Here is a 25,726-nt window from a genome sequence, read left to right on the forward strand (position 1 = left end):
CATCCTGTGTGGTGGCGTGACTACCCCCACCCCCCACCCCCCCCCCCCCGCCCCCCCCCCCCCCCCCCTCACACCCCCCCCCCCCCCCCCCCCCCCCCCCCCCCCGCCGGGCGCCCCCCCCCCCCCCCCCACGAAAGGCTCCAGGCGTTTTTGCCAGGGGCAAATAAAAACGGCCTGCTAGGCAGGCCGTTTCACCGAGCGCGCGGCGCGTTACTTCAATACCGCCAGGGCAGCGGCGTAGTCCGGCTCGTGGGCGATTTCGCCAACCAGCTCGCTATGCAGCACCTTGTCGTTTTCATCCAGCACAACCACTGCGCGAGCAGCCAGACCAGTCAGCGGGCCGCTGACGATGGCAACGCCGTAGTTCTTGAGGAACTCGGCACCGCGCAGGCTCGACAGGTTGACCACGCTTTCCAGACCTTCGGCACCGCAGAAGCGCGCCTGGGCGAATGGCAGGTCAGCGGAGATGCACAGCACCACGGTGTTGTTCAGTTGACCGGCTTCGGCGTTGAACTTGCGCACGGAGGTGGCACAGGTCGGGGTGTCGACGCTCGGGAAGATGTTCAGCACCTTGCGCTTGCCAGCCAGGCTGGCCAGGGTGACGTCGCTCAGGTCGCCAGCGACCAGGCTGAACGCCGGCGCTTGTTGGCCGGCCTGCGGCAGTTGACCGTCGACCTGCACCGGGTTGCCTTTGAGAGTGACTTGCGCCATGGGAGTTTCCTTATCATTCAGGGAGTTGAAGGGCAAATATGTGACATGGGGTTCGCCGAGGCGACTGGCCCATCGAATGGCAGGTCACGGCCCGACCATCCGTCCAGACTAGCGCAGAAGCGCGGCCGATACACCCGCAGCCATGTAGGGATTTAGCAAAAGATCGTGCGACCATCAGAAGTCCCGGCGATAGAACAGGTCGAGCGAACTGGCCAGGCCACTGGCGGCCTCAAGGTACAGACGCCGACTCAGCTCATAACGCAGGGCGATGGTATTGGCCGGCTCGAACACGCCAACGCCGTAACGCAGGCTGAGGCGCTCGGTGATATTGCCGCTGGCCACCACACTGGTGGTCACGCCACTGCCCTCGGTGTCGAGCTGGAAGTCCTGAATACCCAGACTGTTGGCCAGGCCGGTGGTAATCGAGCTGCTGCCGGCCAGGCCGAGTGCCAGTGCCGCCTGGCCCAACATATTGTTGTCACCACTGCTCTGCCCCAGTGGCCGGCCCAGCACCAGATAGGACAGTGCCTGCTCCTGACTCATGGCAGGTTCGGCGAATACAGTAGTCGTGGGTTGCTCGGCGCTGCCGGACAGGCGAATACCGGCCACCACGGTGTCGACCCGGCGAATCGCTTCGACGTCGAGGAACGGCTGGTCGATGGGCCCGGTAAACAACAAGCGCGCGCGGCGAATGGTCAGGCGCTGGCCGTAAGCACGGTAGCGCCCGTTGACCAGATCCAATTCACCACGCGTATCGAGGTCGTTGCCAATATGCACGCGTCCACGCAGGTCGGCAGTCAGGCCGAAACCGCTGAAGGCCAGCTTGTCCTGGCCAACCTCGACATCGACATCCATGGCAATGCCCATGCCTTGCTCGGCTTCCGGCACTTCCCGACCGACCACCCGCGCGTCGTTGGAGACTTTCACGGTAGACGGCGGCAACTCGCGCACGCTGATCAGGCCGCGCGGCACGCCAACTTTGCCGCTGATCGCCAGACGCTGGGCACGCAGTTGTAATTGCAGTTCGGGCTCGACCTCCAGCTCAGCGTAAGGCTCGACCTTCACCGGCAGACGCTGCCCCTGCATCGATAGATCAGCGATCAACCCATCGGCCCAGTTCAGTTCACCGCTCAGGTTACCGCGGCCGTGTTCGCCACTGCGCCAGTTACCTGATAGCTGCACCTGCTCACCCGCGATCAATGCCTGTAGCTGCAAATTCTCCAGGCTTACCGGCAGTTGGTTACCGGACAACTCGCCGCCCTCCAGGCGTATCTGGCCGTTGATCTGCGGCGTCAGCAGATACCCGGAAATATTGCCGCTGCCCTGCAGGCGCCCTTCGATTTTATCGGCGACGGGCACGAACGGGCGCAACACCGCCAGATCGAAGCCGCTCAGGCGGAACTCGCCATTCAGCGGTTTGTTCTCCGGACGGGGGTCGATCTGCGCCTGCAACACCAACTCACCCAGACGGCTACTGACGAAACGCAGTTCACTGTCTACCCGCTGCGGGCGTAGCGTGCTATCCAGGCGCAGGCTGTCGTAGGGGAAGTCCAGCCACTGCTCTTCATCCGGCTGACGAATACGCAGGTTGCCACTGCCGGCATTCAGCGAGACCTGGCCGTTGGGGCCACTGTCGGGCAGCTCGACCTTGAGCTGTCCGTCGAGACGCCCCTGCCAGGCGAAATCATCGGGCAACCAAGGCTGCAGGCTGGCCAGGGGGAAGTTCTCCAGGCGCCAATCCAGGCTGGGCTGCGGCATCAGCCGTTGCTGCCCGCCACAGAGGCTGGCGTCACCGGACTGCCAGCAATGCGCACCCAGGTTCAGGCGGCCGCTGGCCAGGCGCTCCAGGCTCGCAGCCTGCTGCAGTTGCCAGTCCTGGCCGCCGCTCTGCACACGGCCACTGGCAATGCGCCCGCGCCAATCACCCTGCTCACTGAGGTTACCGTCCAGTGCCAAGGCCAGCTGCAGCAGCGGGCCTTGCAGATCCAGCTCCAGTGCCTGACGGCGCTGGTCGCCACGCCCCTCGGCCTGTAGGCGCCCAAGATAAGTGTCGCCGATACGGATACCGCGCAGATTCAAACCGATGCGCGCCTGCTGGCGAGCATCCAGCGTCGCGTCCAGCTGCAGGCGGCGCAGACTAGTATCGCCAAAAGCAAGACGCTCCCCGCTCAACGCAAGCTGGCCTTGCGGCGCTTGCAGCGTACCGGCCAGGGACAGCTGGCCCTGTATCTGGCCTTGCAGGCCGGGCCAGAGTTGCCCAAGACGCGGCAACGCCAGTTCCAGTTGGCCACGCAAACGCTGATCCAGCGCACCCTGGCCGCTGATCCGGTTATCGCCCAGACGCACCAGTAATCGCTCGAGCTGCCACTGCTCGCCGGCACCAGCGCCCTGTACCTGTAATTGCGCTGGCTGGCCACGCAGGCGGCCGTTGAGGTCGATATCGGCCTTGGCCTGCAGCGCACCGGCATTGAAGCTACCCGAGGTAGTCAGCGGCCCCGCCAGATTACCCGGCATCTCAGCCAGCCAGTAACCCGGGTCGAGGGCACTGAGCTGCAGCATGGCCTGCCAATCGATAGCGTCGGCGAAACCGATCTTGATCACCCCTTCGGCACGGCCCTGGCCAGTCACCAGCTGCAATTGCGGCAAGCTGACCTGGCCGAGATCGCCACTGACCGGACTGCTCAGGCTGAAGTCCCCTGCCGGCCCCTTGAGCTGCGCAGCGAAGTTACCCAGGTAATTACCTTCGCTGTAGCTGACTTCGGCCTGCAGTTGCTGCAGTGCCACGGGCGGCGGCTCATCCAGCGGGTACAGGCGCTGCCAGGGGAAATTCAGCCAATCGAGCTTGGCATCAGCCTGAAACGCCTCGCTCCAGGCGAGCATGCCGCTGAGCTGCAGGTGCTGCTGATCCTCTGCCTCGATGCGCAGCAATTCGATATCCGCGCCCTTGGCATCGACCCTGCCACGCAAGGTCAGCGGCATCGGCGCCTGTTCGGCGGGCAGAGTGGCGCTACCGTCGATGCGATAGCCGCTGCTCAGATCACCCTTTGCCGACAAGGTAAGCGCCTGCAGGTGCAGCGTCTGCGGCAAACCGCTGCTGGCCTGGAAATCCTGGCTGGTCAGGCGCAGTTCAGCGGGCAGGTGCTCGACCAGCGCCTGCACCTGTCCTTCCAGACGAGCATCGAGATAGCCACTGCTATCGGCCTCGATCGTCAGGTTGCGTTGCAATTCGCCGCCCACCTGCAGCGCCACCTGCCAAGCCTTGCCATCGACCTCCGGCAACTGCAGGCGGCCACTCAGGGCCAGCGGCCAATTGCTCTGTGGTGTCAGTTGACCACTGACGTCCAGGCTCAGGTCGTCACGCTGCAAGGCCAGGCGCTGCAGCTCCACGCCCTGCTCGTTCCAGCTGGCGATCAGTTCGAGATCGCTCAGTTGCGTCTGGCCGTCCAGTCGCAGTTCGCCCAGCTGGATATCACCCAATTGCAAGCGCAGTGGCAGGTTGAGGTTCGGCAGGCTCAACGGCTCATCGCTGGCCTCCCCACTTTCGGGCAGAGTCACGGCCACCTGCTGCAGATGCAGACGATCCAGGCACAGCGTCAGGCGCAGTAGGCAGGACGGTGACCAGGTCATGTCCAGCTGCTGCAACTCAACACTCAGCTCGTCCTGCTGCCAGATCAGCGCATCGGCCTGCCAGGCACCCCCGAGACGTCCTGCGAAATTGTCGACCTGCACCCCAGGCACTTGGGCCAGCAGCCAACGGCTACCGCCCTGCGTACCGAGCAGCGCCCACAAAGCGGCTACGAGCAGCAACACCAGGCCGAGCAGACCGCCGGCCAGCCATTTCAACAGGCGACGGCTCATAGTTCAGGCCCCATGGAGAAATGCAGGCGCACACCACCGTCATCATCCAGCGCGCGGGCAAGGTCCAGGCGCAGCGGGCCCACCGGCGAAACCCAGCGCACGCCGAAACCAACGCCAGTCTTCAGGGTGGGAATGTCCAGCGAATTGAAGGAATTGCCCTGGTCGATGAAGGTCGCCAGGCGCCACTTGTCAGTGAGGCTGTACTGGTACTCGGCGCTGGCGGTGAACAGGTAACGGCCGCCGATCTTGTCACCTCGGTTGTTCTCCGGCGACAGGCTCTGATAGTCGTAACCGCGCACGCTCTGATCGCCACCGGCGAAGAAGCGCAGCGAGGGCGGCACAGCGGAGAAACCATTGGTTTCGGTACCGCCGAACTGCACGCGGCCGAGCAAACGGTGATTGTCGAATACGGTGGTCAGGCCCTTGAGCATGACATTGCCATGCAGCACGTTGGCATCGGACAGCACGCCCTCGACGGCGCCGCGCAAGTCGAACTGCACGCGGTAGCCCTGGTTAGGGTCGAGCCGGTTGTCGCTGCGCAACAGCGAATAGCTGACGCCAGGCATCAGCAAGGTGCTCAACCCGGAATCATCGCCCAGGCGATATTCCTCGCGCTGCCATTTCACCGACAACACGCGTTGCCAGCCACCAGGGCGCTGGCTGTGCCATTCCGGGCCGAGGGTGAGCAGCCGGCTCAGGCTGTCCTTGCTGGCCAGCTCTTCATACTGATAACCGCCGGCCAGGCGCAACTTGTCGGTCAGTGGCGGATCACCGGGAATGTCGTACCACAGGCCAACGTTCTGCCGCGGTGCGGATAGCTCGGTTTCGATGCCGTAGCTATGCCCCTGCGGATTGCGCCAGTGGCGCGTCCAGTTGGCGCGCAGACGCGGCCCGACGTCGGTGGAAAAACCCAGCCCCAGACCCATAGTGCGCGGCTCACGTACCTGCAGCGCCACCGCCACGGGAATGCGCAGCTGGTCGGCCTGGGTCGGGATGGCATCGACCCGCACCGATTCGAAATAACCACTGGACTGCAGCGCCTGATACAGCTCGGCGATCAATTCGGAGTCGTAGGGGGTGTCCGGATCGAACGGCACCATGCGCAGCAGCAGCTCTTCATCGAAGGGGAAGTCACCGCTGAAAGCGATATCGCCCAGGCTGTAGCGCGGCCCACTGACGAATACCAGCTCGATATCGGCCACCCCGGCGGCCAGATCGATCTCCAGGCTCTGGCGAGAGAAGCGACCGTCGAAGAAACCGTAGCGCGACGCCTGATTCTGGATCAGCCGCTTGGCGTCCTCATAGCGCCCATGATTGAGCACCGAGCCGGCTTTCAGACGGCTGGCATTGGGCACGCGAAAGGCCGGTAGCTCGCTGGCAGGCCCCTCGATGCGGATGTCGACATTGCGCAGACGGATGCGTTCGCCGGGCTCCACCTCGAGCACCAGGCGCGGTGTTTCCCCCTCTTCGATCCGGCTACGAATGCGCGCCTGGTAATAACCCAGGGCCTGAGCCGCCTTGTCGGCCTCGCTCTCGGCGATACGACGCAAGCGCCGCAACGACTGCGCGTCGCGCCCATCCAGGCTGCCGACATAACCTTCGATATTGGCCTTGAGAGCCGAATTGCTCGGGGTGATTCGTACGTCGAGTTCGCTCGCTGCGAAGGCACCCGTACTGATCAGCAGCAGCGCCAGGCTGCGCTGAATATGTCCATATACACTCATGGCGAGGGATGCTACCACGGACTACAGCCCGCGCCAGAGCCGTTGCGTTTCTGCCAGACAGCCGGGGTTCAGGCGCTTGCTTTGACCACTGGCTGAGGGTTGGGATGGAAGAATACGTGCTCGACCACCGGGCCAATGGCCAGCTCACCAATTTCTTCGTAACCCTGGCGCCGATAGAACTCCAGATAGCGCGCGTTGCCGGTGTCCAGCACCACCCCTTGCGAGCCGCTGTCCTGCGCGCACCAATCGTGCAGCGCCTCGAGCAGTTGTTCGCCGCGATGCTGGCCCTGGAACTCCGGGTGAATGCCCAGGAGCGGAAGCACGTGATAAGGACCGGGAGGCAGGCTGGCGAGCACCGCATCGTGGTATTCGAGGTAGCGTTTGGTGCAGCCAAAGCCGGTGCTCAGCAGCATGCGCAGACGCCAACCCCAGCTTTCGGTGATATCCAGGCGACGCTGTGGCGGTGCGATCAGCGCTGCACCGATCAACCGATCATCGATCAGCAGGCCGATGGCCGGCTGGTCTTCGGCGAAGTGCTGCTGCACCAACTCGCGAATCGTCGCGCGCACGCGCTGATCGAAACCCGGGCGTTCGGCTTCGAACAGGTAAGCGAAGGTCGGCTCATGACGATAGGCATGGTAGAGCAGCGAACGCACCTCGCGGGCGTAACCACCATCGAGCATGCGCACTTCTGCTGGGGCGTTATGGGGCATGGCGGACCTCTGTTTTTATAAGTTGTGGTTCAGCGCGTCACAGCCAACTTAGCACCACCACCCGGCACCCGCCAGGCGCTGGCCGCGAGCGTCGAGGATCGGCTAGCATCACCTTTTGCCCAGGACCCGCTGCCCATGAAAATCGTCTCGTTCAATATCAATGGCCTGCGTGCGCGCCCTCATCAATTGCAAGCTTTGATCGAAAAGCACCAGCCGGATGTGATCGGCCTGCAGGAAACCAAGGTGTCCGATGAGCAGTTCCCCGAAGCGGAGATTCGCCAGCTCGGCTACCACGTGCATTACCACGGTCAGAAAGGCCACTACGGCGTCGCCCTGCTCTCGCGCCAGGCGCCGCTGAGCCTGTACAAGGGTTTCCCCGGCGATAATGAAGATTCCCAGCGGCGCTTCATCTACGGCACTTTCGCCGATGCCGATGGCAACCCGGTCACCGTCATGAATGGCTATTTCCCACAAGGCGAAAGCCGCGATCACCCGGTGAAGTTCCCGGCCAAACAGCGCTTCTATGCCGACCTGCAGCAACTGCTGGTCGAGCATTTCGACCCGCAGCAGGCGCTGGTGGTGATGGGCGACATCAACATCAGCCCGGAAGATTGCGACATCGGCATCGGCGAACCTAATCGCCTGCGCTGGCTGAAAACCGGCAAGTGCAGCTTCCTGCCGGAAGAGCGCGAGTGGCTGGCGACCCTCAAGAGCTGGGGCCTGGTAGACAGCTTCCGCCACCTTAACCCCGAGGTGAATGACCGCTTCAGCTGGTTCGATTACCGCAGCCGCGGCTTCGAAGACGAGCCCAAGCGCGGTCTGCGCATCGACGTGATCCTCGCCAGTCAGCCGCTGCAGGCGCGCTTCAAGGATGCCGGCATCGACTACGATCTGCGCGGCATGGACAAGCCATCGGACCATGCGCCGATCTGGCTGGAGCTGGCCTGAAACCAGGGGCGCGAGAGATGACGCGCCCCGTCACATGACTGCAATCTGACTGACTTAATCTGCGTGGCACTTTCTCTCACCCACTAGAAGGTGCCTGCCGCATGCCGCGCGCCCTGCCTGCCATCGACCGCGACCTCTGGGGTCGCACTCTGTCTCTGCTGCTGATCGGTTTCATCTGCTACGCCCTGCCTCTCTCCGTTTTTGCCGCGCTGCCTGCCTCCGAAGGTAGCCAGCCGGTGCTGCGCATCCAGGGCTCCAACACCATTGGCGCCAAGCTCGGTCCAGAGCTGGTCAAAGGGTTGTTCGAAGCTCAGGGCCTGCGAGACATCCACAGCGAAGACGGCGTCCGGGAAAACGAACAGCGCGTGCTGGCGCGCCAGACCGACGGCCGTTTGGTCATCGTCGAGGTCGCGGCCCATGGTTCGGGTACCGGTTTTACTTCGCTCAAGGATGGCAGCGCCGACCTGGCCGCCTCGTCGCGACAGATCAAGGATGGCGAAGCCGCTACCCTGGCCACGCTGGGCGACATGCATAGCCCGCAGAGCGAGCAGGTCATCGCCATCGACGGCCTGGCGATCATCGTTCACCCGTCAAACCCGGTTGCCGCCCTCAGCGTCGAGCAGATCGCGCAACTGTTCTCCGGCGAGATCAATGACTGGGCGGCGCTAGGTGGCAAGCCCGGCAGGGTTCGCGCCTATGCGCGCGACGACAATTCCGGCACCTATGACACCTTCAAGGAGCTGGTGCTGGCTCCGGGCGGACGCACGCTGGCGACCAGCGCGCAACGCTTCGAATCCAGCACCCAGCTGTCAGACTCGGTAAGCAGCGACCCCAATGGCATAGGCTTCATCGGCCTACCCTACATTCGTCAGACCAAGGCTGTCGCAGTCGCGGCTGGCGATTCTCACCCGATGCCACCGAGTACCACGCTGATCGCTACCGAGGACTACCCCCTGGCGCGTCGCCTGTTTCTCTACAACGACCCGCAACTGACCAACCCATGGGTACGTGCACTGATCGAGTTCACCCACAGCCCACGCGGCCAGGCCATCGTCGACAGCAGCGGCTTCATCGCCCAGACCGTCCAGGCGGTCAAGGTCGCCACAGATGTGCAGATGCCAGCCGAGTACCAGCAACTGACACAGCAGGCCGAGCGTCTGTCAGTGAACTTCCGTTTCCAGGAGGGCAGCGCCACTCTGGACAACAAGGCCCAACGTGATCTGCAGCGGGTATTTGATTACCTCAAACAGAACGACAAGCTGCAGAACAAAGTGGTGCTGGTCGGCTTTGGCGACCCAAAGAACGATCCCGAGCGCGCCGAACTACTGTCGAAGCTGCGCGCCATGGCAGTGCGCCGCGAGCTGGCCAGACAGGGCGTACTGTTTCGCGAAATCACCGGCATGGGCAGCGAACTGCCGGTGGCGGCCAATGATCAGGACAACGGCCGCATCCGCAATCGCCGCGTCGAGATCTGGGTGTACTGACGCCAGAAAATATTCCTCTGCAGGGGGCTTGGCAGCTTCTCGACTCGGCGTTAGCCTTTGCACCGCGTGACGCCGGGCCCCTCTGGCGGTGAGTGTTCTCACCGTGATGTCGGAGTCACTGAGTGGATTTCTTTCAACTCAGGCAGACATAAGGGAGGGCTCATGGACGCTCTACTTGCCTTTTTGACATCCCCCATCTTCGGTACCCCCGGCTGGTTCTGGCTAGCTTTCCTGGTACTGATCATCACTCTACTGGTACTCGACCTCGGCGTGCTGCATCGCGATCAGCATGAAATCGAGATGCGCGAGAGCCTGCTGCTGTATTCCGGCTACTTCAGTGTTGGGGTCGCCTTCGGCGGCTGGATCTGGTGGCAGCTCGGCGGCACCAAGGCGATGGAGTACTACACCGGTTTCCTGGTGGAGCAATCGCTGTCGATGGACAACGTCTTCGTCATGGCGATGATCCTCGGCTACTTCAACATCCCGCGTAAGTACCAGCATCGCGTGCTGTTCTGGGGCATTCTCGGGGTCATCGTGCTGCGCGCGATCATGATCGGCCTGGGCACGGCCCTGGTGCAGCAGTTCGACTGGATTCTCTACATCTTCGGCGCCTTCCTGCTGTTCAGCGGCATCAAGATGTTGCGCAGCGGCGGTGACGAAGAGTCGCATCCGGATCTGGCGCAGAATCCGGTGATCCGCTTCGTGCGCAAGCACATTCGCGTCACCGATGATCTGCACGAAGGCAAATTCCTGGTGCGCCTGAAAGACAAGGTCAGTGGCAAGCCGCTGCTCTATGCCACCCCGCTGCTGCTGGCACTGGTGCTGATCGAACTGGCCGACCTGGTGTTCGCCGTGGACAGCGTACCGGCGGTTCTGGCCATCTCGCAGGATCCGTTCATCGTCTACACCTCGAACATCTTCGCCATTCTCGGCCTGCGTGCGCTGTACTTCGCCCTGGCTGCACTGATGCACCGCTTCATCTACCTGAAGTACGCCCTGGCGCTGGTGCTGATGTACATCGGCGGCAAGATCTTCCTGCACGATCTGATCAAGGTTCCCGCCCTGCTCTCACTTGGCGTAACCTTGGGTCTGCTGACCGGTGGTGTACTCCTGTCGTTGCTGAAGACGCGAGACAAGGCCAGCGCTACCTGAGGAGAAGCGATGCGCGAAGTCTGCATAGAACTCATCGAGCGCCAGGGTCAACGGTTCTGGCAGGTGAAACTCGGACGACGCGCATTGACCTTTCAGGACGAGGCCGCTGCACGCGCCTTCGCCGCCCAACTGCATATGCGTCTGGGCTGGCTGGGCCAGGAGCAGCGTTCGGACGACAGACTGCCCTGACCCTGCAGACACAAAAGAAGAGGCCCGCATAAAAGCGGGCCTCTTTTCTTACCACCACTGCATCAGCGGCTGGCTTTCATCACGTCACGCGGCACGTACTTGCCGATCTCGAACTTGCCGATGGCGGCGCGGTGCACCTCGTCCGGGCCGTCGGCCAGACGCAGAGTGCGCTGCATGGCGTACCAGTAAGCCAGCGGGAAGTCGTTGGAGACACCGGCACCGCCGTGCATCTGGATCGCCCGGTCGATCACCTTGAGCGCCACGTTAGGCGCCACCACCTTGATCTGGGCGATTTCGCTGGCGGCGATCTTGTTGCCAACGGTATCCATCATGTAAGCCGCGTTCAGAGTCAGCAGGCGTGCCTGGTTGATCTCCATGCGCGAATCGGCGATGTGATCGATATTGCCACCCAGGCGTGCCAACGGCTTACCGAAGGCCGTGCGGCTCACGGCGCGCTTGCACATCAGTTCCAGGGCACGCTCGGCCATGCCGATCGAACGCATGCAGTGGTGGATACGGCCTGGGCCGAGGCGGCCCTGGGCGATCTCGAAGCCACGGCCCTCGCCCAGCAACACACTGTCGTATGGCACCCGCACGTTCTCGAACAGCACTTCGGCATGGCCATGCGGCGCATCGTCGTAGCCGAATACCGGCAACGGACGCAGCACGGTGACGCCCGGGGCATCCATCGGCACCAGGATCATCGAGTGCTGCTGGTGACGCGGCGCGTCCGGATTGGTCAGGCCCATGAAGATCATCACCTTGCAGCGCGGATCACAGGCGCCCGAGGTCCACCATTTGCGGCCGTTGATCACCCACTCATCGCCCTCGCGGCGAGCATTGGCCTGCATGTTGGTGGCGTCGCTCGATGCCACGCCCGGCTCGGTCATGGCGAAGGCGGAGCGAATCTCGCCAGACAGCAACGGCTCCAGCCACTGCTGCTTCTGCGCCTCGTTGCCGTAGCGCACCAGCACCTCCATGTTGCCGGTGTCCGGCGCGGCGCAATTGAACGGCTCCGGGCCGATCAGCGAGCGCCCCATGATCTCGGCCAGCGGCGCGTATTCGGTGTTGGTCAGGCCGGCGCCATAGTCGGACTCGGGCAGGAACAGATTCCACAGACCTTCGGCTTTGGCCTTGTTCTTCAGCTCTTCCATGATCGCGGTCGGCTGCCAGCGATCACCTTCTGCCACCTGCTGCTCGAATACCGCTTCGGCCGGATAAACGTGCGCCTCCATGAATGCGCTGACACGTTCACGCAGCTCTTGAACCTTCGGGGAATAGGCGAAATCCATGGGGTTACCTGTTTGTGACAAAGGGTGAGAGGTTGTGGAAATGATGCTAGAACAGCGCTTAAGATTTATCGAACCTATTTTCAGCGTGTATGAACATTCATAACCGATATATGATCGACTGATATCGACGCCCCTGGAGCACTGCCGGCATGAACCTGACCAAGGTGGATCTGAATCTCTTCATCGTCTTCGACGCCATCTACACCGAGGCCAATCTGACCCGCGCCGGACAAATCGTCGGCATCACCCAGCCGGCGGTGTCCAACGCCCTCGCCCGCCTGCGCGAAACCTTCAACGACCCGCTGTTCGTACGCACCGCCCAAGGCATGGTGCCGACACCCATGGCGCAGAACATTATCGGTTCGGTGCGTAACGCCCTGCAGCTGCTGCGCGTTTCAGTGCAGGAAAGCCGCACCTTCAACCCGCAGCAGGCCGGCAAGACCTACCGCATCAGCATGACCGACCTGTCGGAGCAGATCCTCCTGCCGCCACTGTTCCAGCGCCTGCGTCGCCTGGCGCCAAGCGTGTGCATCGAGAGCTTCCTGGCCAAACGCCGTGAAACCACCAAAGAGCTGGCCGCCGGCCGTCTCGACTTTGCCGTCGACGCGCCACTCAATACCGACCCGCAGGTGCGTCACGTCAAGCTGCTCGATGATCGTTACGTCTGCGCCATGCGCCAGGGGCACCCGCTGGCCAAGGAAAAAATCAGCCTCGACGAATACCTGTCGCTCACCCACATCCACATCTCCAGCCGCCGCAGCGGCCTCGGATACGTCGACCTGGCGCTGGGCAAGATGGGCATTCAGCGCAAGATTGCCCTGCGCTCGCAACACTATCTGATGGCCAGCAGCGTGATGCAGCAGACCGACATGGTGATGACCGTGCCGGAGCGCTTTGCCCGTCGCCATAACCTTCACCACGTGACGCTGCCGGTCGGTGACGTTCCGGCTCTGGAAACCCACCTGTACTGGCACGAGAGCACCGATCAGGACCCGGCCAACCGCTGGATGCGCGAACAGATGATCGAACTGGCGCAGCAGGTCGCCGCGCAGGAGAAGAAGACCGAACAAACCCCTGCCGCATGATTGCCCACCCCTGAACGCAAGAAGGCCCGCATTAGCGGGCCTTCTCGTTGTTACGGGGTCGAATCAGCGAGCGAGCTTGCTATCGACCGACAGCTTGCCAGCACCTTCGAACACCAGCGCGACGCTGATGGCCAGCAGGGCCAGGGCGAACTCGTAACCGTTGTTGCTCATGAAGAAACCGTTGGCCAGGTGCACGGTGAAGATCGCCACCAGCATGGTCACCGCCAGTACCGCCGCAGCCGGACGCACCAGCAGGCCGATGATCAGCGCCACACCGCCGAAGAACTCGGCACTACCGGCCGCCAGCGCCATCAGGTAACCGGGAGCCAGACCGATGCTCTCCATCCACTGCGCAACACCCGCCAGACCATAACCGCCAAACCAACCAAACAGTTTCTGCGAGCCGTGGGCGGCGAAGGTAATGCCGGCGACGATGCGCAGGATGGTGATACCCAGGCCGGCTTGGCTAGCGGTAATGCTTTTGATCAGGTTGTTCATTGCAAGGCATCCTTCGTTGTGTGGGGTAGATGGCGCATAGAATATCCAATTTATTTGATCATAAAACAGCAAAATACCGCTTATATAAATCGATTAATTTGATATTTAGTTGGCCGTCAGACGCCGTAACTGCGGCTCGAGCAAATAGCGCTCACGGTCATAAGCAAGGTAGTACTTATTCACCGCATTCACATAACTCACCACGCCCATGCCCATCTCTTCCATGGCCACACGCTCGACCTGAAAGAACCACTGATTGGGGTTGAGGCCACGTCTGCGTGCCTCGGCACGCAGACTCTGCACCCGTTGCGGCCCCAGGTTGTAGCCCGCCAGGACGAACGCCATGCGCTCGCGCTCATTGAGCTGCGGGCTGTTGAAGAAGTTGCGGCGGATCATCGCCAGGTACTTGCTGCTGGCCTGAACGTTACCGTCGAGGTTCTGGATATTGCTCACCCCCACGCTACGCGCCGCCGCCGGGGTGATCTGCATCAACCCGGTCGCGCCACTGGCACCGCGCGCCGATGGGTTCAACGTCGACTCCTTGAATGCCAGCGCAGCCAGCATCAGCCAATCGAAACCATGCTGCTCGGCATGCTGCTGCAGCACCGGGCGCACTTTCTCCAGGCGCTGTCGTTCAGTGCGCCCTAGTGGCGAATGCACCTTGTACAAGCGGCGATAGACACGTTGAAACGCCGCATCCTGGTCGGCCGGGCTCTGATAGCTGCTGAAGAAACGGTCGATGCTGGCACGCAGCATCGGCGCATCGGGGCGCACGAACCATTTCATGTCGCCATCACGCGCCAGGATCAAATGCTTGTCGACGCGCAACTTGGGCATCACCTTGGCCCAGCGCTCGGCGATCGGCAGCTCTACCGCCGTACGTTCGAAGATGCCGGCCTGGACCATTTCCAGTACATCCTCGACGGCCAGGCTGGGGTCGACCCACTCGACCACAATAGGCGGCAGTTTGCGATCAGCCAGTTGCTGGTTGATCAACCTCAGCGCTTCGCCCACAGCGCTACCCGCCGGTAACGAGAGGCTACGCCCGGCCAATTGTTCAAGGCTGCGGTAATGCCGATTGCCCTGCTTGGAGACCAGCACCAGAGGCACCTCACGGCGAATCGCCGTGCTGGCACTGACATCATGCCCGGTGCGCACATTGAGCAATTCGCCGGGTGCGACCAGATCGCCCTCGCCGCGCTGCAGGGCGCCGAGTAACTGATCCTTGGCCTTGGGGATGATCTTCAGCCTGAGGCTGCGGCCATCACGGGAATTGCGATTGAGGTACTGCTCGAACGCACGCAGGCGGTGGTACTCCACGCCGATGCTCTGGCCCTTGACCGAGCCCGAGCTGTTGCGGCTCTGGTTGACCAGCACGCGCAGCTCACCGCTGCTGCGAATCGCCGGCAGATCGCGTGCACTGCGGGCCTGACTGCCTACCTCCGGCGGGCCGGCCACGCGCGCACTGACCGACAACGGCAGTGCGGCCAGCAGGCACAGGATCAGCAGCAATCGCGACATCGACTCTCCAGAGAAGGCGGTTGGCCGCCGAAACCTGATCCGGTTGGCAACCGGCTGCACGCCCTTGCGCGACAGACCGCCACCAGCCGTAAACCCGCCAAACAGGTTGCCAAGGCTGGCGGGGCGCGGAGATTGGCACAGCCAGACGCTGCAGCGCCACCCCACAACCTTGCATCAACCTTAAAAACAGCGACCAACTTATTGTTTTAAATCGACTTCCTGACGAACGGACACCATCTGCTATTCTGCCCCTTCGCGTTCAACAGGTGGCACCATGCAACTCATCGATATTGCCGTCAATCTCACCCACCCCAGCCTCGCTGTGCAGGCCGAGGCGCTGCTCGAACGTGCCTACGCAGCCGGCGTGTGTCAGCTGGTGCTGACCGGCACCAGTCTGAATGAAAGCGAGGCGAGTCTCGCACTTTGCCGACAGCTGGATAGCAGTGGCCAACGTCTGTTCAGTACCGCCGGGGTTCACCCGCATGATGCCAGCTCGTGGAACGGCGCCAGCAGCAATACTCTCAAGGCGCTGCTGGCGCAACCGCAAGTACGCGCCGTGGGTGAATGCGGCCTGGACTTCGATCGCGACTTCTCGCCGCGTCCGGCGCAGGAAAAAGCCCTGGAAGAACAGCTGGCCCTGGCCGTCGAACTGCAAATGCCGGTGTTTCTGCATGAGCGCGACGCCAGCCAGCGCCTGCTGGAGATCCTGCGTGGCTATCGTGATCAGTTGCCCGCAGCGGTGGTGCACTGCTTTACTGGCGAACGCCGTGCACTCTATGCCTATCTCGATCTCGACCTGCATATCGGCATCACCGGCTGGGTCTGTGACGAACGTCGCGGCACGCATCTGCACCCGCTGCTCAAGGACATCCCCGGCGAGCGCCTGATGTTGGAGACCGATGCGCCCTTCCTGCTGCCGCGCAGCCTGCGACCCAAACCCAAGAGCGGGCGTAACGAGCCCGCCTTTCTCGGCGAGGTGCTGCGCGAGGTGGCGCTGCACCGCGGGCAAAGCGAGGAAACCCTGGCAGCACAGACCACAACCTGTGCGCGAGCGTTCTTCGGCATGCCAGCCATAGTGGAAGACTAAGGCGCCAGAGTATTGATTGACGTCAAGGTTATGGCTACCAGTCAAGGCATACTACTGGCACTTGGCCAATAGAACGCAGCGAGACGGATAACAACAACATGAGCGCCTGGATCAGCGATCTTTCTCTTAAGTACAAATTCTGGGCGGTCAACGCCGTTGTCCTCGTCATCAGCCTGATCCTGGTGCTATTCGCCTTGCACATCGAGCAGCAGGCGCGCAGCGCCGATGCGCGCCAGGCAGCTGTGTCCCAAGCGCGCGTGCTGCAGCAGTGGCCAGAGCAGACCACCTTGCCCAACGCAGCCAATATCCAGATGGTGCAAGGCAGCCTGCCGGGCGCTCAGGGAGCTCCTGACGCCAGCGGCTGGCAGGCACTGTCGCACGACGCCCTATTCGGTGATTCGCCGGTAGTGGGTGCACAGCGCATCACCCTCAGCGATGGACGTGATCTGGCGATCATGGTGCGCGCACCCAGCCTGCTCGACCTGTTCACCCAGCACGCGCTGACCTATGCCATTGCCGTCGCCGTGTTGATGCTGTTACTGCTGGCTGCCTCGCAGTTGTTGATACGTTTTCTGCTCAGTCACCTCAACACCCTCAAGGATGTGATGCTGCAAGCCGAACGCAGCGGAGATCTGTCCCTGCGCGTACCGCTGGACAGCCGTGACGAGGTCGGCCAGATGGCCGCCGCCTTCAACGCCATGCAAGCCGGCTATCAGCGCGTGGTCGGCACCGTCGGCCAGGTGGCCTGCGAGTTGGACAGCAGCACCCGCGATATGGCCGAGCGCATGGGGGCCGTGCGTCAGGGCATGCTCAGCCAGCAGAGCGAGACCGATCAGGCCGCTACCGCAATCAACGAGATGTCGGCCACCGTTCAACATATTGCCGACCACGCCGGCACCACTCGCGACCAGTCTCTCAATGCCGATCAGCTCGCACGCGCTGGCCAGCAGGTCGTCGAACGGGTCGAGCAATCCATCGCGGCCCTGTCGCAAGGCGTGCGCCAAAGCGCCGGCAGCATCGAGCGCCTGGCCGAAGACAGTCAGCACATCAGTCGCGTGGTCGGCGTGATTCACGGCATCGCCGAGCAAACCAACCTGCTCGCCCTTAATGCCGCCATCGAGGCCGCCCGCGCCGGTGAAATGGGCCGCGGTTTCGCCGTGGTCGCCGACGAGGTGCGCAACCTGGCCAAGCGCGTGCAGGACTCAACCGACGAAATCACCCAGATGATCGGCAACCTGCAGGGTGGCACCCGCGACGCTGTCGAATTCATGCGCGAAAGTTCGGAAAACGCCAATCACTGCGTGCAACTGGCGCAGGAGGCCGGGGAATCGCTGGCCGCCATCACTGCCGCCGTGGCCCTGATGCGCGACAGCAACACGCAGATTGCCGTGGCTGCCACGCAGCAGAGCCAGGTGGCCGAAGAAATGAGCCGCTCGGTGGTGGGCATCCGTGACGTGACCGAGCAGACCGTCGGCCAGACCCTCGAATCGGCCGCCACCAGTCAGCAACTGGCACAGCTGGCGGGCGAGCTGAACAAGGCCATCGGCCAGTTGCGCCTGTAAAGACGCTGCCAGGCAATCGCATATGTGGCTCGTGCCTGCTGGAAACCTCCCTGGCGCGGCAAGCCCACGGCCGAGCCCGCAGAGCCTCTTACCAACAGGGGCGATGCCCTGAAGCGCCTGTTACTGAAGCGCTGCCTGGCGCCACTGATTCAACCAAAGACGGTGACGGTCTGCCGGCTCAGGGCGATCAGCTCACCTGCGTGGGTCCACATCGCCGCCGCTACGTGCCCGTAACCATCGCGGGCATATTCGATGTCTGCGCGATACAGGCACCAGTCTTCGCTGCTGAGAGTGTGTAGCGGCTGAACGAACTCGATGGTCCAGGTCAGCGAGCTGCCCGGCGCGGGGCTTTTCAGATAGGGCAGCACCGCAGGCGGCCAGGCATCGACCAGTGCCAGCAAGTGCGCCTCGCTGAGCGCCTGTGGCTCGCGCTCACCACGCAAACGCACCCAGCCGCCCATCTGCCGCGATGGCGTGTTGCTGAAAGGCATGCCGCCGATGCCCCAGCGCATGGCCAGAAAGCGCGTGAACTCCGGCGTGACGTTGCGCACGTAGGGTAACTCCTGGCACTGCTCCACCGGCGTGCTCTGCGGCGCGGCAAGCGCCTCCCCGGCAATCGCCGACGGGCGCGCTGCGCCAAAGCTGCCCTGCACCACGGTCACCACCTGCCCGTCCTGAACCGCGCGTAGGAACATCTGGCTGACCGCCTTGCCCTCGCGTAGCACCTCGGCCTGAAAACTGACGGGAACATCCGGCGCCACGGGGCCGACGAAGGTGATAGCCAGCGAGCGCACCGGACGACCCTGCGGCACCTTGGCGCGCATGGCCTCGAACGCCAGAGCCGCCACCAGGCCGCCGAAACTGGCGCGGCCCTGCCCCCACTCAGCCGGGATCACCACGGCATTGGGATCGCGGCGCACCGCCTCAAGCATTTCGGAAAAGATCATATGCACCTCGGCATTCATCGATGGCGACGATCTTAGGGGATGCTGACGACTGAACGATAGTCCGCAAGGATGCCTATTCGGTCATATTTGCGGCGAGAATGACACCTTAGTCTGCGTTCGGCAGGTCGCCATACAGCGCCAGCAAGGCATCATCGGCGCGCCCCTCTGCAGTCAGCAGAGCCTGCAGCCAGATGGCCCGGCAAGGTTCCAGGGACACCATCGCATCAGCCTGTGCCAGCCACTGCAGCCGATCGTGCCAGTCGCCTAGCGCGCTTTGCGCACGCTTGAGCCTGAGCTGCGCCGCCTTGCTCAAACGACTTTGTGCGGGGTAGGTTTCAGCGGCGTAACGCACGCGCTTGATCAACAGGCGCAGGCGGTGACGATCATGCGCCGGATCGCGCAACGCACGGGCCAGTTGTCGTTGCTGACGGCGCAGGCGACGCCGGATGCGTTTGTCTATATCGTTCAACTGGCCTTGCCTGGCGGCTTCACGCCAATTCGCCGGCCAGCCGTCGAGCAACAGCATCAGGTCCGTCAACTCGCGACTACTGGCAATGGCAGCGTAGCCTGCGGCGCGCTGCGCCTCATCTACAGGCGCCAGATGGGCAAGGCCCATGCGCGCCAACTCGGCGACCAGGACTTCGCGATCACGCAGTGGCCCGCTGAGGCGGCCCAGCACCGCTGCTCCCTGCTCCAGAACATCTACAGCCGGCAAACCGCGTAACGGACGCAACAGGCTACGCAATTGCCGCAGGGCGATGCGTAAATCGTGCAATGCCTCGGTGTCGGTACAGTCGGCCAGCCGTGCCTGGCAGGCATACAAACGCACTTGCAGAGCCAGGACGCGGCCCAGGCAATGCTCGATGAAATCGCTCATGCTCGCTCCTCCAAACGAAGATGCATCAAGCTAACAGCCCGACCACCCACTCAAGCAAGTGGCCAATGGTCGCTAACGCGACAAGCGCCAGGGCAATGCTCTGCGCAAATCACTCAGTGCTTGCCGCAAAGCATCACGTGACGCTGGCCCGCCGGCATAGCGCTGCTGCTCGAAGCATCGGGCAAATGTCTCGATCTGCTCCGCCTGCTCGGGCAACTGCCGCGCCGCGCGCAACGCGAAGGAGCGTGCGCCCTCACCCGCTTCCCGGCGCACGTCATGGCGCGCCAACAGCCGCTCGAACTTGCGAAACGCCTGGCGTTGCGGATCAGCCCGCTGTTGCCAGGGTTTGAGCAGCCACAGCGCCAGCAGGCCAATCAAAAGCGCGCCAGTGCCCACCAGAGCGAGCGCCAGACGCTGCCAATCGAGGCTGCCGAACCAGTTCTGCAGCAGTTTCAGCTGCTGTTCACCCTGGTAACCCAGCACCCAGCGCTGCCAGCCGTAATTGAGATTCTCCCAGCTCATGCGCAGCTGATTGAGCCAGGCCAGTTCGCGGTAGCGTAGCGGCGAGAAGGGTTGATCATCGAGAAAGCCATCCTCCGCGCTCAAGGCCTCTTCCAGCCCTTGTTCGATGCGCTCGGGGGCGACCTGGAACGTTGGATCGATGCTGCGCCAGCCACGACCCGGCTGCCAGTACTCGACCCAGGCGTGAGCATCGAACTGGCGTACCTGGATGTAGTTGCCATTGGGATTGAGCTCACCGCCCTGATAACCGGCAACGACTCGTGCAGGAATGCCCGCCGCGCGCAGCACGAAGGTCATCGCGCCAGCGTAGTGCGCACAGAAACCGCGCCGGGTGTCGAACAGGAACTCATCGATGCTGTCACGCCCGAGAGGCTGCGGGCGCAGCGTGTAGACGTAGGGTTCACGGTTGAAATGCTGCAGCACTGCGGCCACCAGCGCATCGCTCTGCGGGTACTTTGCCTTCAGCTCAGCCGCCCAGGCGCGACTGCGCGGGTCGCCCTGCTCGGGCAGTTGCAGTGCCTGGCGCAAACCGGGTGGCTCGGCCGATGCTTCACGTGCTGCCTCAGGCCAGGAACGCACCTGGTATAGCAGGGGCCTATCTACCGGACGCAGCCTCTGCCAACGGAAGTCGTTCATCATCCGCCCGCTGTCCTGCGCCATCTCGCCGACATCCAGGGCGTACAGCCAACGCTTGCCGCTGGGCTGCATGATGATGCTGTAATCGAGCGGTTCGCCGGCCTTGCTCCACTGCGGCGCGACGGGTACATCAGCGTAACTGGACTGCGACCAGCGTCTGCCATCGAAACGCTCCAGCGTCAAAGCACGCCAATACAGCTGCCCTCTCGCCGGCACCTCACCCTCGAAGCTGGCGCGAAAGGCCAGTGCCGAGGAGCGACTGAGCTCAGCGATATCGGCTGGCTCCATGCTGTCCGACAGTCCAGTGACGCCCTTGTCGCTGGGCATTGGCAGCGACCACAACGGCCCCATGCGCGGAAAGAACACGAACAGCAACAGCATCAGCGGTATCGCTTGCAGCACCAGGCCACCCGCCAAGCGCAGGGGTGGCCAGGGGCGCTCGGCAAAACCACTGTGCTGCAGGCCGACCAGCGCAGTCAGCAGCGCCGTAACCGGCAGCAGGCTGTAGAGCGCGGCAAGAATGCCGTCCTCGAACAGATAGGCGGTCACCACGCAGAAGAAACCGAGGAAGATCAGCACCAGCGCATCACGCCGCGTGCGCATCTCCAGCAGCTTGAGGGTGAAGGTGGCGATCAGCAGCACCGACGCGGCATCCAGCCCCACCAGTGTGCCGCGCGAAAGCAGGATGCCAGCCACCACCAGCAGCACCAGGCCGCCCTTGGCCCAGCCATTGGGATAGCGCGCACGCATGCGGAAGATCTGCACACGCCAACCGGCAGCACCAAGCCACAGCGCGATCATCCACAGCGGCAGATGCACCAGGTGCGGAACGATCACCAGCACCTGGGCGACCAGCAACCAGGTCAGAGCGATCCTTGGAATACCCGGCAGGCTGCTCATGCGCGCGCTCCGAACAACGCCAGGGCGCGCAGGCAAGCATCGCGATGCCCCTCACCGTAATCCGGTGCGATCACCTGCCCAGGCAGTTGCAAGCCGAATGCCTGTTGCCGCTCGGTGAACTGCAGCACCCAGTAACAGAGCAGCGACAAACGCATTTCGCTGTCGCCACCCAGACTGTCGAAGTCCAACCATAGATCGCGGCCGCTGAGCATGGCGAAATCCTTGACCAGCAGGCCCTGGCCACGTGAATAGGCCTTCCAGTCCAGACGCCGTTTCGAATCGCCCGGCTGATACTCGCGCAGGCCCTGGAAATCATCGGCGCCCTGGCCGCGCGCACGCATGCCCTCTTCCTCCTCCTCGGCGCCCAGGCCTGCCGACAACGGCAGTTCTCCCTCCAACGGCCGCGGGTAGACCAGCACAGCCTGATCCAGATCGACCCAGCTCCAGGCCACCAGCAAGCCCAACGGAAAACGGCTTTCCACTCTCAGGCGCTCGGGTCGCAGCCAGCCACGTCTCACGGCTGGCTGGCTCAAATCCACTTCGGTCTGCCCCTGGCGCGGCACATCGCGCACCACCAGCTCAGACGGTGGCCAGCCCAGCGCCACGGCCTGGTGCTCGCGCTCAGGGCTCTCAAGACGCACGCGAAAGCGCGCCTGCTCGCCGACAAACACTGCCCCGCCACCACCAGCCTTGAGCACCAGCCCGGCCAGGTTGCGGTAGGTATGCAGGATGGTGACGACGAACACCGATACCAGCAGGAAGGTCAGGCCATAGGCCAGGCTGTTCTGATAATTGATGCCCACCAGCAGCATCAGCAGAAGTGCCACGGCAAACACAGCCCCGACCCGGCTGGGCAGAATGAAAATGCGCCGCTGATTCAAACGCACGCTGGCCGCTGGCGGAATACGCCTGGCCAACCAGCGCCGCCAGAGCGGCTTCAGCTCTGCACGCATCAGAGCGCCGGCACTTCACGCAGCAACCATTGCACCAGACTGCCACCACCATGACCGGTAGGGTCGGCGCGCTCGCGCAGACGGTGCCCCACGACTGAAGGCAGCACCGCTTGCACGTCTTCGGGAATCACGTAATCACGTTCGGCCAGCAGCGCCCAGGCCCGCGCTGCAGCCAACAACGCCAGACTGGCCCGCGGTGACACCCCCCAGGCGAACTGCGGCTGACTACGCGTCGCCTCGACCAGACGCAGCACATAGTCGATCAGCGCATCGCTGGCACGCACCTTGGTCACCTGCGCCTGCAGGCGGGCCAGTTCGGCATGGTCGAGAATGGATTCCATGCGCGGCAACAGATCGCGCCGGGCATCGCCCAGCAGCAAGGCCCGCTCCGCCGCTTGCGCCGGATAGCCCAGTGACAGACGCATGAGAAAGCGATCGAGTTGGGATTCGGGCAAGGCGAAGGTGCCGCCGCTGCTGACCGGGTTCTGCGTGGCGATGACGAAGAACGGCTCGGGCAGCGGCCGGGTCGCGCCCTCGATGGTCACCTGCCCTTCTTCCATGGCTTCGAGTAACGCACTCTGGCTCTTCGGTGTAGCGCGGTTGATCTCGTCCGCCAGCACCAGCTCAGCAAAGATCGGCCCGGGATGAAAGACGAACTGCCCGCTGTCCTTGTCGAATACCGAGGTACCAAGAATGTCGCCCGGCAGCAGGTCAGAGGTGAACTGGATACGCTGAAAGCTCAGCCCCAGCACGCGCGCCAGGGCATGGCTGAGGGTCGTCTTGCCCATGCCCGGCAGGTCTTCGATCAGCAGGTGACCACGCGCCAGCAGGCAGGTCAGGGCCAGGCGCACCTGCGCCTCTTTGCCCAGCAATACCTGATTGACCGAGTCGAGACAGGCATCGAGTTTGGTTCGCATCGTTGGCTCCTTATGCAGAACACCGATGCTACTGGGGCGCCGAGGCGTGGCATAGCGCTATGTAAAGTTTGCTCACGAAACTGTGAGGGCAGACGCTATGTCAGGCGAAAGTGCCCTGCCATGCCCTGCAGCTCCCGCCCCAGCTCAGCCAGCTGGATGCTCGACGCAGCGGTTTCGTCCATGGCCGTAGCTGACTGATCGGCAATATCGCGGATCGAGGTGACGCTGCGGTTGATTTCCTCGGCCACGGCGGTCTGCTGCTCGGCCGCGGCAGCGATCTGCTGGTTCATCTCCGAGATCAGGCTCACCGCCTCGGCAATGGCCGCCAGAGCGCCTTCGGTCTGGTTGGCGTCGCCAACCGTGAGGTTCACCAGGCTGGCGCTCTGCTCCATGTCCGTCACGGCGCGGCGGCTACCCTCGCGCAAGGCCGCGATCAGCGACTCGATTTCCGCGGTGGATTGCTGAGTGCGTTTTGCCAACGCCCGTACCTCATCGGCAACCACAGCAAAGCCACGCCCCTGCTCTCCGGCACGCGCCGCTTCGATGGCCGCGTTGAGCGCCAGCAGGTTAGTTTGTTCGGCAACGCTCTTGATCACGTCGAGTACCGCATCGATACGCTGAGTGTCCTGGCTCAGGCGCTGAATGCTCTCGGTGGTTGCGTCCATGGCACGAGCCAATTGTTCGATGCGCTGCAGGGTCTGGCGCACTACCTGGCTACCGGCACCGACACGCTGGTCAGCCTGCTCGGTGGAAGCTGCTGCGGCCTCGGCATTGCGCGCCACCTCGTGCACCGTGGCCGTCATCTGACTCATGGCGGTGGCGACCTGATCGGTCTCCAGCTTCTGACCATTGACGCCCTGGCGCGTCTGCTCGGCAGTGGTCGAGAGGGTCTGGGCAGAACTGGAAATCTGCGCCACGCCCCCCTGAAGGCGACCAACCATATCGCGCAGGTTGGCGGACATTCCTTGCATGGCAGCGAGTAACTGACCGATCTCGTCACGACGATCCAGTTCGATGCGCACACTGAGGTCGCCAGCGGCGATGGATTCAGCGAGGCCGATCACTCGCTTGAGCGGACGCACGATGGCCAGGCTGATCATGATTGCCGCGCTGAGGCCAAACAGCAGCGCCAGGGCCGCCGCCGCGATGATCAGGCCACTGCTGGCCTGACGCTCGGCATGCATGGCCTGACGCTGGGTTTCTAGGGCCAGCTCGACCCGCTGCAGCAACTGCTCGACCTGAGCAACCAGTTGCCCATATACCTGTTTTTGTTGCTGCAACTGGGTGGCGTATTCCTTCAGACGCTCATTGAAGGAGTCGACATTGACCACCACCTCACCAAGCACCGCGGCATAACCGGGATCATCCAGCGCATCGCGCAATTCGGCAGCCAGGGCTTGCGCCTCGCCGGCCTGGGCAATTTCCGCCTGCTCACTGCTATCGCTGCGCCGACTGGTCTCCAGACGCTGGCGTGCCTGATCCAACGCCTGCAGCAGCAACTGATGGATCTTGCTGACCTTGCCAGCCTGCGCAACCGAGTCACCACCACGCTCCCCTTGGGTGCTCTTGAGCAGGTCGACGCCATCTTCGGCCAACCCCTCCTGCAGCAGATCCAGGCTGTTGGCCGCACTGACCACCAGCCAGTCAGCGGCTTGCAGGGACAGCTGCATGTTGTCGGTGAGTTCAACGTAACGGGCAAAAGCGCTGCGGTAGTCGGCAAGTGCGGGCTCGACCTGCGCCAGAATGGCAGCCGTGTCGCTATCGAGCTCACCTTGCAGTGCCTGTCCGGCCTGCAAAATACTCTCAGCCTGCTCTGCCAGCCGCTCGGCGTGCTGGCTGTCGCCACTCAGCGCGAACGCCTGCTCACTCTGGCGCATGCGCAGCACCTGCTCGCCAAGCGCACTCATGCGTTGCTGCAGCTCGGCGCCAGCACTGACTTCGCGCAACGCCAGCAGACCAGTAACCGCTACCAGAACAGTCAGAATCAATACCAGAGCAAAACCCAGCATCAACTTGCTGGCCGTGCTCAGACTGGCCAGCCGCTTGCTCAATGAGCCACCCATGACACCCCCCTGCCTACTGCAGCCAGCCCAAACAGGCCGTTGAAAAACTACCTGCGTTATTCAACGGCCAGACAATTCTGGAACATA

Annotated in this window: 20 protein-coding genes and 1 pseudogene; 7 read left to right on the plus strand and 14 right to left on the minus strand. The window is 63.1% G+C overall.

Annotation, left to right across the window (positions count from 1 at the left end; genetic code table 11):
- Nucleotides 1-210 precede the first annotated feature (210 nt).
- The 4 genes from tpx to EGJ86_RS21765 all read right to left on the minus strand — a co-directional run bounded on the left by tpx (nt 211) and on the right by EGJ86_RS21765 (nt 7,006).
- The gene (gene tpx / locus EGJ86_RS21750; protein ID WP_125836595.1) at nt 211-711 is read right to left on the minus strand and encodes a thiol peroxidase; all 501 of its coding nucleotides are present in this window, start codon (nt 709-711) and stop codon (nt 211-213) included.
- A 174-nt stretch (nt 712-885) separates the two neighbouring features.
- Nucleotides 886-4,569: a translocation/assembly module TamB domain-containing protein gene (locus EGJ86_RS21755; protein WP_125836596.1), complete on the minus strand. Its 3,684-nt coding sequence runs from the start codon at nt 4,567-4,569 to the stop codon at nt 886-888.
- Nucleotides 4,566-6,293: an autotransporter assembly complex family protein gene (locus EGJ86_RS21760; RefSeq protein WP_125836597.1), complete on the minus strand. Its 1,728-nt coding sequence runs from the start codon at nt 6,291-6,293 to the stop codon at nt 4,566-4,568. Before EGJ86_RS21760 ends, EGJ86_RS21755 begins: the two co-directional genes overlap by 4 nt.
- A gap of 68 nt (nt 6,294-6,361) precedes the next feature.
- Nucleotides 6,362-7,006, minus strand: a complete 645-nt coding sequence (locus EGJ86_RS21765; protein WP_099523871.1) for an N-acetyltransferase — start codon at nt 7,004-7,006, stop codon at nt 6,362-6,364.
- A 135-nt stretch (nt 7,007-7,141) separates the two neighbouring features.
- On the opposite strand from EGJ86_RS21765, the gene xthA reads away from it, so the two are divergent.
- From xthA to EGJ86_RS21785, 4 genes are all read left to right on the plus strand, one after another.
- Nucleotides 7,142-7,954: an exodeoxyribonuclease III gene (xthA, locus tag EGJ86_RS21770; protein WP_125836598.1), complete on the plus strand. Its 813-nt coding sequence runs from the start codon at nt 7,142-7,144 to the stop codon at nt 7,952-7,954.
- A gap of 101 nt (nt 7,955-8,055) precedes the next feature.
- Nucleotides 8,056-9,438 (plus strand): substrate-binding domain-containing protein, encoded by a 1,383-nt coding sequence (locus EGJ86_RS21775; RefSeq protein ID WP_125836599.1) that lies wholly within the window; start codon nt 8,056-8,058, stop codon nt 9,436-9,438.
- 162 nt (nt 9,439-9,600) lie between these two features.
- The gene (locus EGJ86_RS21780) at nt 9,601-10,590 is read left to right on the plus strand and encodes a TerC family protein (protein ID WP_125836600.1); all 990 of its coding nucleotides are present in this window, start codon (nt 9,601-9,603) and stop codon (nt 10,588-10,590) included.
- Between the two features lie 9 nt (nt 10,591-10,599).
- A complete protein-coding gene (locus EGJ86_RS21785; RefSeq protein WP_106732179.1) occupies nt 10,600-10,779 on the plus strand; it encodes a hypothetical protein in 180 nt (59 codons plus the stop codon).
- Between the two features lie 62 nt (nt 10,780-10,841).
- On the opposite strand, the gene EGJ86_RS21790 is transcribed toward EGJ86_RS21785, so the two are convergent.
- The gene (locus tag EGJ86_RS21790) at nt 10,842-12,071 is read right to left on the minus strand and encodes an acyl-CoA dehydrogenase (RefSeq protein WP_099523860.1); all 1,230 of its coding nucleotides are present in this window, start codon (nt 12,069-12,071) and stop codon (nt 10,842-10,844) included.
- A 149-nt stretch (nt 12,072-12,220) separates the two neighbouring features.
- On the opposite strand from EGJ86_RS21790, the gene EGJ86_RS21795 reads away from it, so the two are divergent.
- The gene (locus tag EGJ86_RS21795; RefSeq protein WP_125836601.1) at nt 12,221-13,156 is read left to right on the plus strand and encodes a LysR family transcriptional regulator; all 936 of its coding nucleotides are present in this window, start codon (nt 12,221-12,223) and stop codon (nt 13,154-13,156) included.
- Nucleotides 13,157-13,219: 63 nt separating this feature from the next.
- Here the strand turns inward: EGJ86_RS21795 and EGJ86_RS21800 are convergent, their stop codons facing one another.
- Together EGJ86_RS21800 and EGJ86_RS21805 are read right to left on the minus strand one after the other, a co-directional pair.
- Entirely contained in the window at nt 13,220-13,654 is a 435-nt protein-coding gene (locus EGJ86_RS21800; RefSeq protein ID WP_106732178.1) for a DoxX family protein, read from the minus strand.
- A 105-nt stretch (nt 13,655-13,759) separates the two neighbouring features.
- Complete coding sequence (locus tag EGJ86_RS21805) at nt 13,760-15,175, minus strand: transglycosylase SLT domain-containing protein (protein ID WP_106732177.1); 1,416 nt, start codon at nt 15,173-15,175, stop codon at nt 13,760-13,762.
- A 274-nt stretch (nt 15,176-15,449) separates the two neighbouring features.
- Here EGJ86_RS21805 and EGJ86_RS21810 point away from each other — a divergent pair, with 274 nt between their 5' ends.
- Both EGJ86_RS21810 and EGJ86_RS21815 read left to right on the plus strand, forming a co-directional pair.
- Complete coding sequence (locus tag EGJ86_RS21810; RefSeq protein WP_125836602.1) at nt 15,450-16,262, plus strand: TatD family hydrolase; 813 nt, start codon at nt 15,450-15,452, stop codon at nt 16,260-16,262.
- A gap of 98 nt (nt 16,263-16,360) precedes the next feature.
- Nucleotides 16,361-17,824: a methyl-accepting chemotaxis protein gene (locus tag EGJ86_RS21815; protein WP_125836603.1), complete on the plus strand. Its 1,464-nt coding sequence runs from the start codon at nt 16,361-16,363 to the stop codon at nt 17,822-17,824.
- 149 nt (nt 17,825-17,973) lie between these two features.
- On the opposite strand, the gene EGJ86_RS21820 is transcribed toward EGJ86_RS21815, so the two are convergent.
- The 7 genes and pseudogenes from EGJ86_RS21820 to EGJ86_RS25715 all read right to left on the minus strand — a co-directional run.
- Nucleotides 17,974-18,771, minus strand: a complete 798-nt coding sequence (locus tag EGJ86_RS21820) for an acyl-CoA thioesterase II (protein ID WP_125836604.1) — start codon at nt 18,769-18,771, stop codon at nt 17,974-17,976.
- Nucleotides 18,772-18,877: 106 nt separating this feature from the next.
- Nucleotides 18,878-19,648 (minus strand): CHAD domain-containing protein, encoded by a 771-nt coding sequence (locus tag EGJ86_RS21825; RefSeq protein ID WP_125836605.1) that lies wholly within the window; start codon nt 19,646-19,648, stop codon nt 18,878-18,880.
- A 72-nt stretch (nt 19,649-19,720) separates the two neighbouring features.
- Nucleotides 19,721-21,706, minus strand: a complete 1,986-nt coding sequence (locus EGJ86_RS21830; protein ID WP_125836606.1) for a DUF3488 and transglutaminase-like domain-containing protein — start codon at nt 21,704-21,706, stop codon at nt 19,721-19,723.
- Nucleotides 21,703-22,659 (minus strand): DUF58 domain-containing protein, encoded by a 957-nt coding sequence (locus EGJ86_RS21835; protein ID WP_125836607.1) that lies wholly within the window; start codon nt 22,657-22,659, stop codon nt 21,703-21,705. The genes EGJ86_RS21830 and EGJ86_RS21835 overlap by 4 nt, the downstream gene beginning before the upstream one ends.
- Nucleotides 22,659-23,576 carry a MoxR family ATPase gene (locus EGJ86_RS21840; protein ID WP_125836608.1) on the minus strand — a complete coding sequence of 306 codons (918 nt, stop codon included), beginning with the start codon at nt 23,574-23,576 and terminating at the stop codon, nt 22,659-22,661. Before EGJ86_RS21840 ends, EGJ86_RS21835 begins: the two co-directional genes overlap by 1 nt.
- Before the next feature lie 95 nt (nt 23,577-23,671).
- Nucleotides 23,672-24,547 (minus strand): methyl-accepting chemotaxis protein, encoded by an 876-nt coding sequence (locus EGJ86_RS25710; protein WP_370605065.1) that lies wholly within the window; start codon nt 24,545-24,547, stop codon nt 23,672-23,674.
- Nucleotides 24,530-25,639, minus strand: a pseudogene (locus EGJ86_RS25715) (HAMP domain-containing protein); the annotation flags it as partial. The pseudogene EGJ86_RS25715 and the gene EGJ86_RS25710, both read right to left, overlap by 18 nt.
- Nucleotides 25,640-25,726: the final 87 nt, after the last annotated feature.

This window comes from Pseudomonas sp. o96-267 (genome assembly GCF_003935465.1).
GTDB classification, from domain to species: domain Bacteria; phylum Pseudomonadota; class Gammaproteobacteria; order Pseudomonadales; family Pseudomonadaceae; genus Aquipseudomonas; species Aquipseudomonas sediminis.

What these genes read in the sequence shown, in the direction of transcription:
- EGJ86_RS21810 (WP_125836602.1), top strand. Translation starts at nt 15,450, where the DNA reads ATGCAACTCATCGATATTGCCGTCAATCTCACCCACCCCAGCCTCGCT.
- EGJ86_RS25710 (WP_370605065.1), bottom strand. Translation starts at nt 24,547, where the DNA reads ATGCAAGGAATGTCCGCCAACCTGCGCGATATGGTTGGTCGCCTTCAG.
- EGJ86_RS21775 (WP_125836599.1), top strand. Translation starts at nt 8,056, where the DNA reads ATGCCGCGCGCCCTGCCTGCCATCGACCGCGACCTCTGGGGTCGCACT.
- EGJ86_RS21805 (WP_106732177.1), bottom strand. Translation starts at nt 15,175, where the DNA reads ATGTCGCGATTGCTGCTGATCCTGTGCCTGCTGGCCGCACTGCCGTTG.
- EGJ86_RS21785 (WP_106732179.1), top strand. Translation starts at nt 10,600, where the DNA reads ATGCGCGAAGTCTGCATAGAACTCATCGAGCGCCAGGGTCAACGGTTC.
- EGJ86_RS21760 (WP_125836597.1), bottom strand. Translation starts at nt 6,293, where the DNA reads ATGAGTGTATATGGACATATTCAGCGCAGCCTGGCGCTGCTGCTGATC.
- EGJ86_RS21830 (WP_125836606.1), bottom strand. Translation starts at nt 21,706, where the DNA reads ATGAGCAGCCTGCCGGGTATTCCAAGGATCGCTCTGACCTGGTTGCTG.
- EGJ86_RS21840 (WP_125836608.1), bottom strand. Translation starts at nt 23,576, where the DNA reads ATGCGAACCAAACTCGATGCCTGTCTCGACTCGGTCAATCAGGTATTG.
- EGJ86_RS21755 (WP_125836596.1), bottom strand. Translation starts at nt 4,569, where the DNA reads ATGAGCCGTCGCCTGTTGAAATGGCTGGCCGGCGGTCTGCTCGGCCTG.
- xthA (WP_125836598.1), top strand. Translation starts at nt 7,142, where the DNA reads ATGAAAATCGTCTCGTTCAATATCAATGGCCTGCGTGCGCGCCCTCAT.
- EGJ86_RS21820 (WP_125836604.1), bottom strand. Translation starts at nt 18,771, where the DNA reads ATGATCTTTTCCGAAATGCTTGAGGCGGTGCGCCGCGATCCCAATGCC.
- EGJ86_RS21790 (WP_099523860.1), bottom strand. Translation starts at nt 12,071, where the DNA reads ATGGATTTCGCCTATTCCCCGAAGGTTCAAGAGCTGCGTGAACGTGTC.
- EGJ86_RS21780 (WP_125836600.1), top strand. Translation starts at nt 9,601, where the DNA reads ATGGACGCTCTACTTGCCTTTTTGACATCCCCCATCTTCGGTACCCCC.
- EGJ86_RS21795 (WP_125836601.1), top strand. Translation starts at nt 12,221, where the DNA reads ATGAACCTGACCAAGGTGGATCTGAATCTCTTCATCGTCTTCGACGCC.
- EGJ86_RS21800 (WP_106732178.1), bottom strand. Translation starts at nt 13,654, where the DNA reads ATGAACAACCTGATCAAAAGCATTACCGCTAGCCAAGCCGGCCTGGGT.
- EGJ86_RS21835 (WP_125836607.1), bottom strand. Translation starts at nt 22,659, where the DNA reads ATGCGTGCAGAGCTGAAGCCGCTCTGGCGGCGCTGGTTGGCCAGGCGT.
- EGJ86_RS21815 (WP_125836603.1), top strand. Translation starts at nt 16,361, where the DNA reads ATGAGCGCCTGGATCAGCGATCTTTCTCTTAAGTACAAATTCTGGGCG.
- EGJ86_RS21825 (WP_125836605.1), bottom strand. Translation starts at nt 19,648, where the DNA reads ATGAGCGATTTCATCGAGCATTGCCTGGGCCGCGTCCTGGCTCTGCAA.
- tpx (WP_125836595.1), bottom strand. Translation starts at nt 711, where the DNA reads ATGGCGCAAGTCACTCTCAAAGGCAACCCGGTGCAGGTCGACGGTCAA.
- EGJ86_RS21765 (WP_099523871.1), bottom strand. Translation starts at nt 7,006, where the DNA reads ATGCCCCATAACGCCCCAGCAGAAGTGCGCATGCTCGATGGTGGTTAC.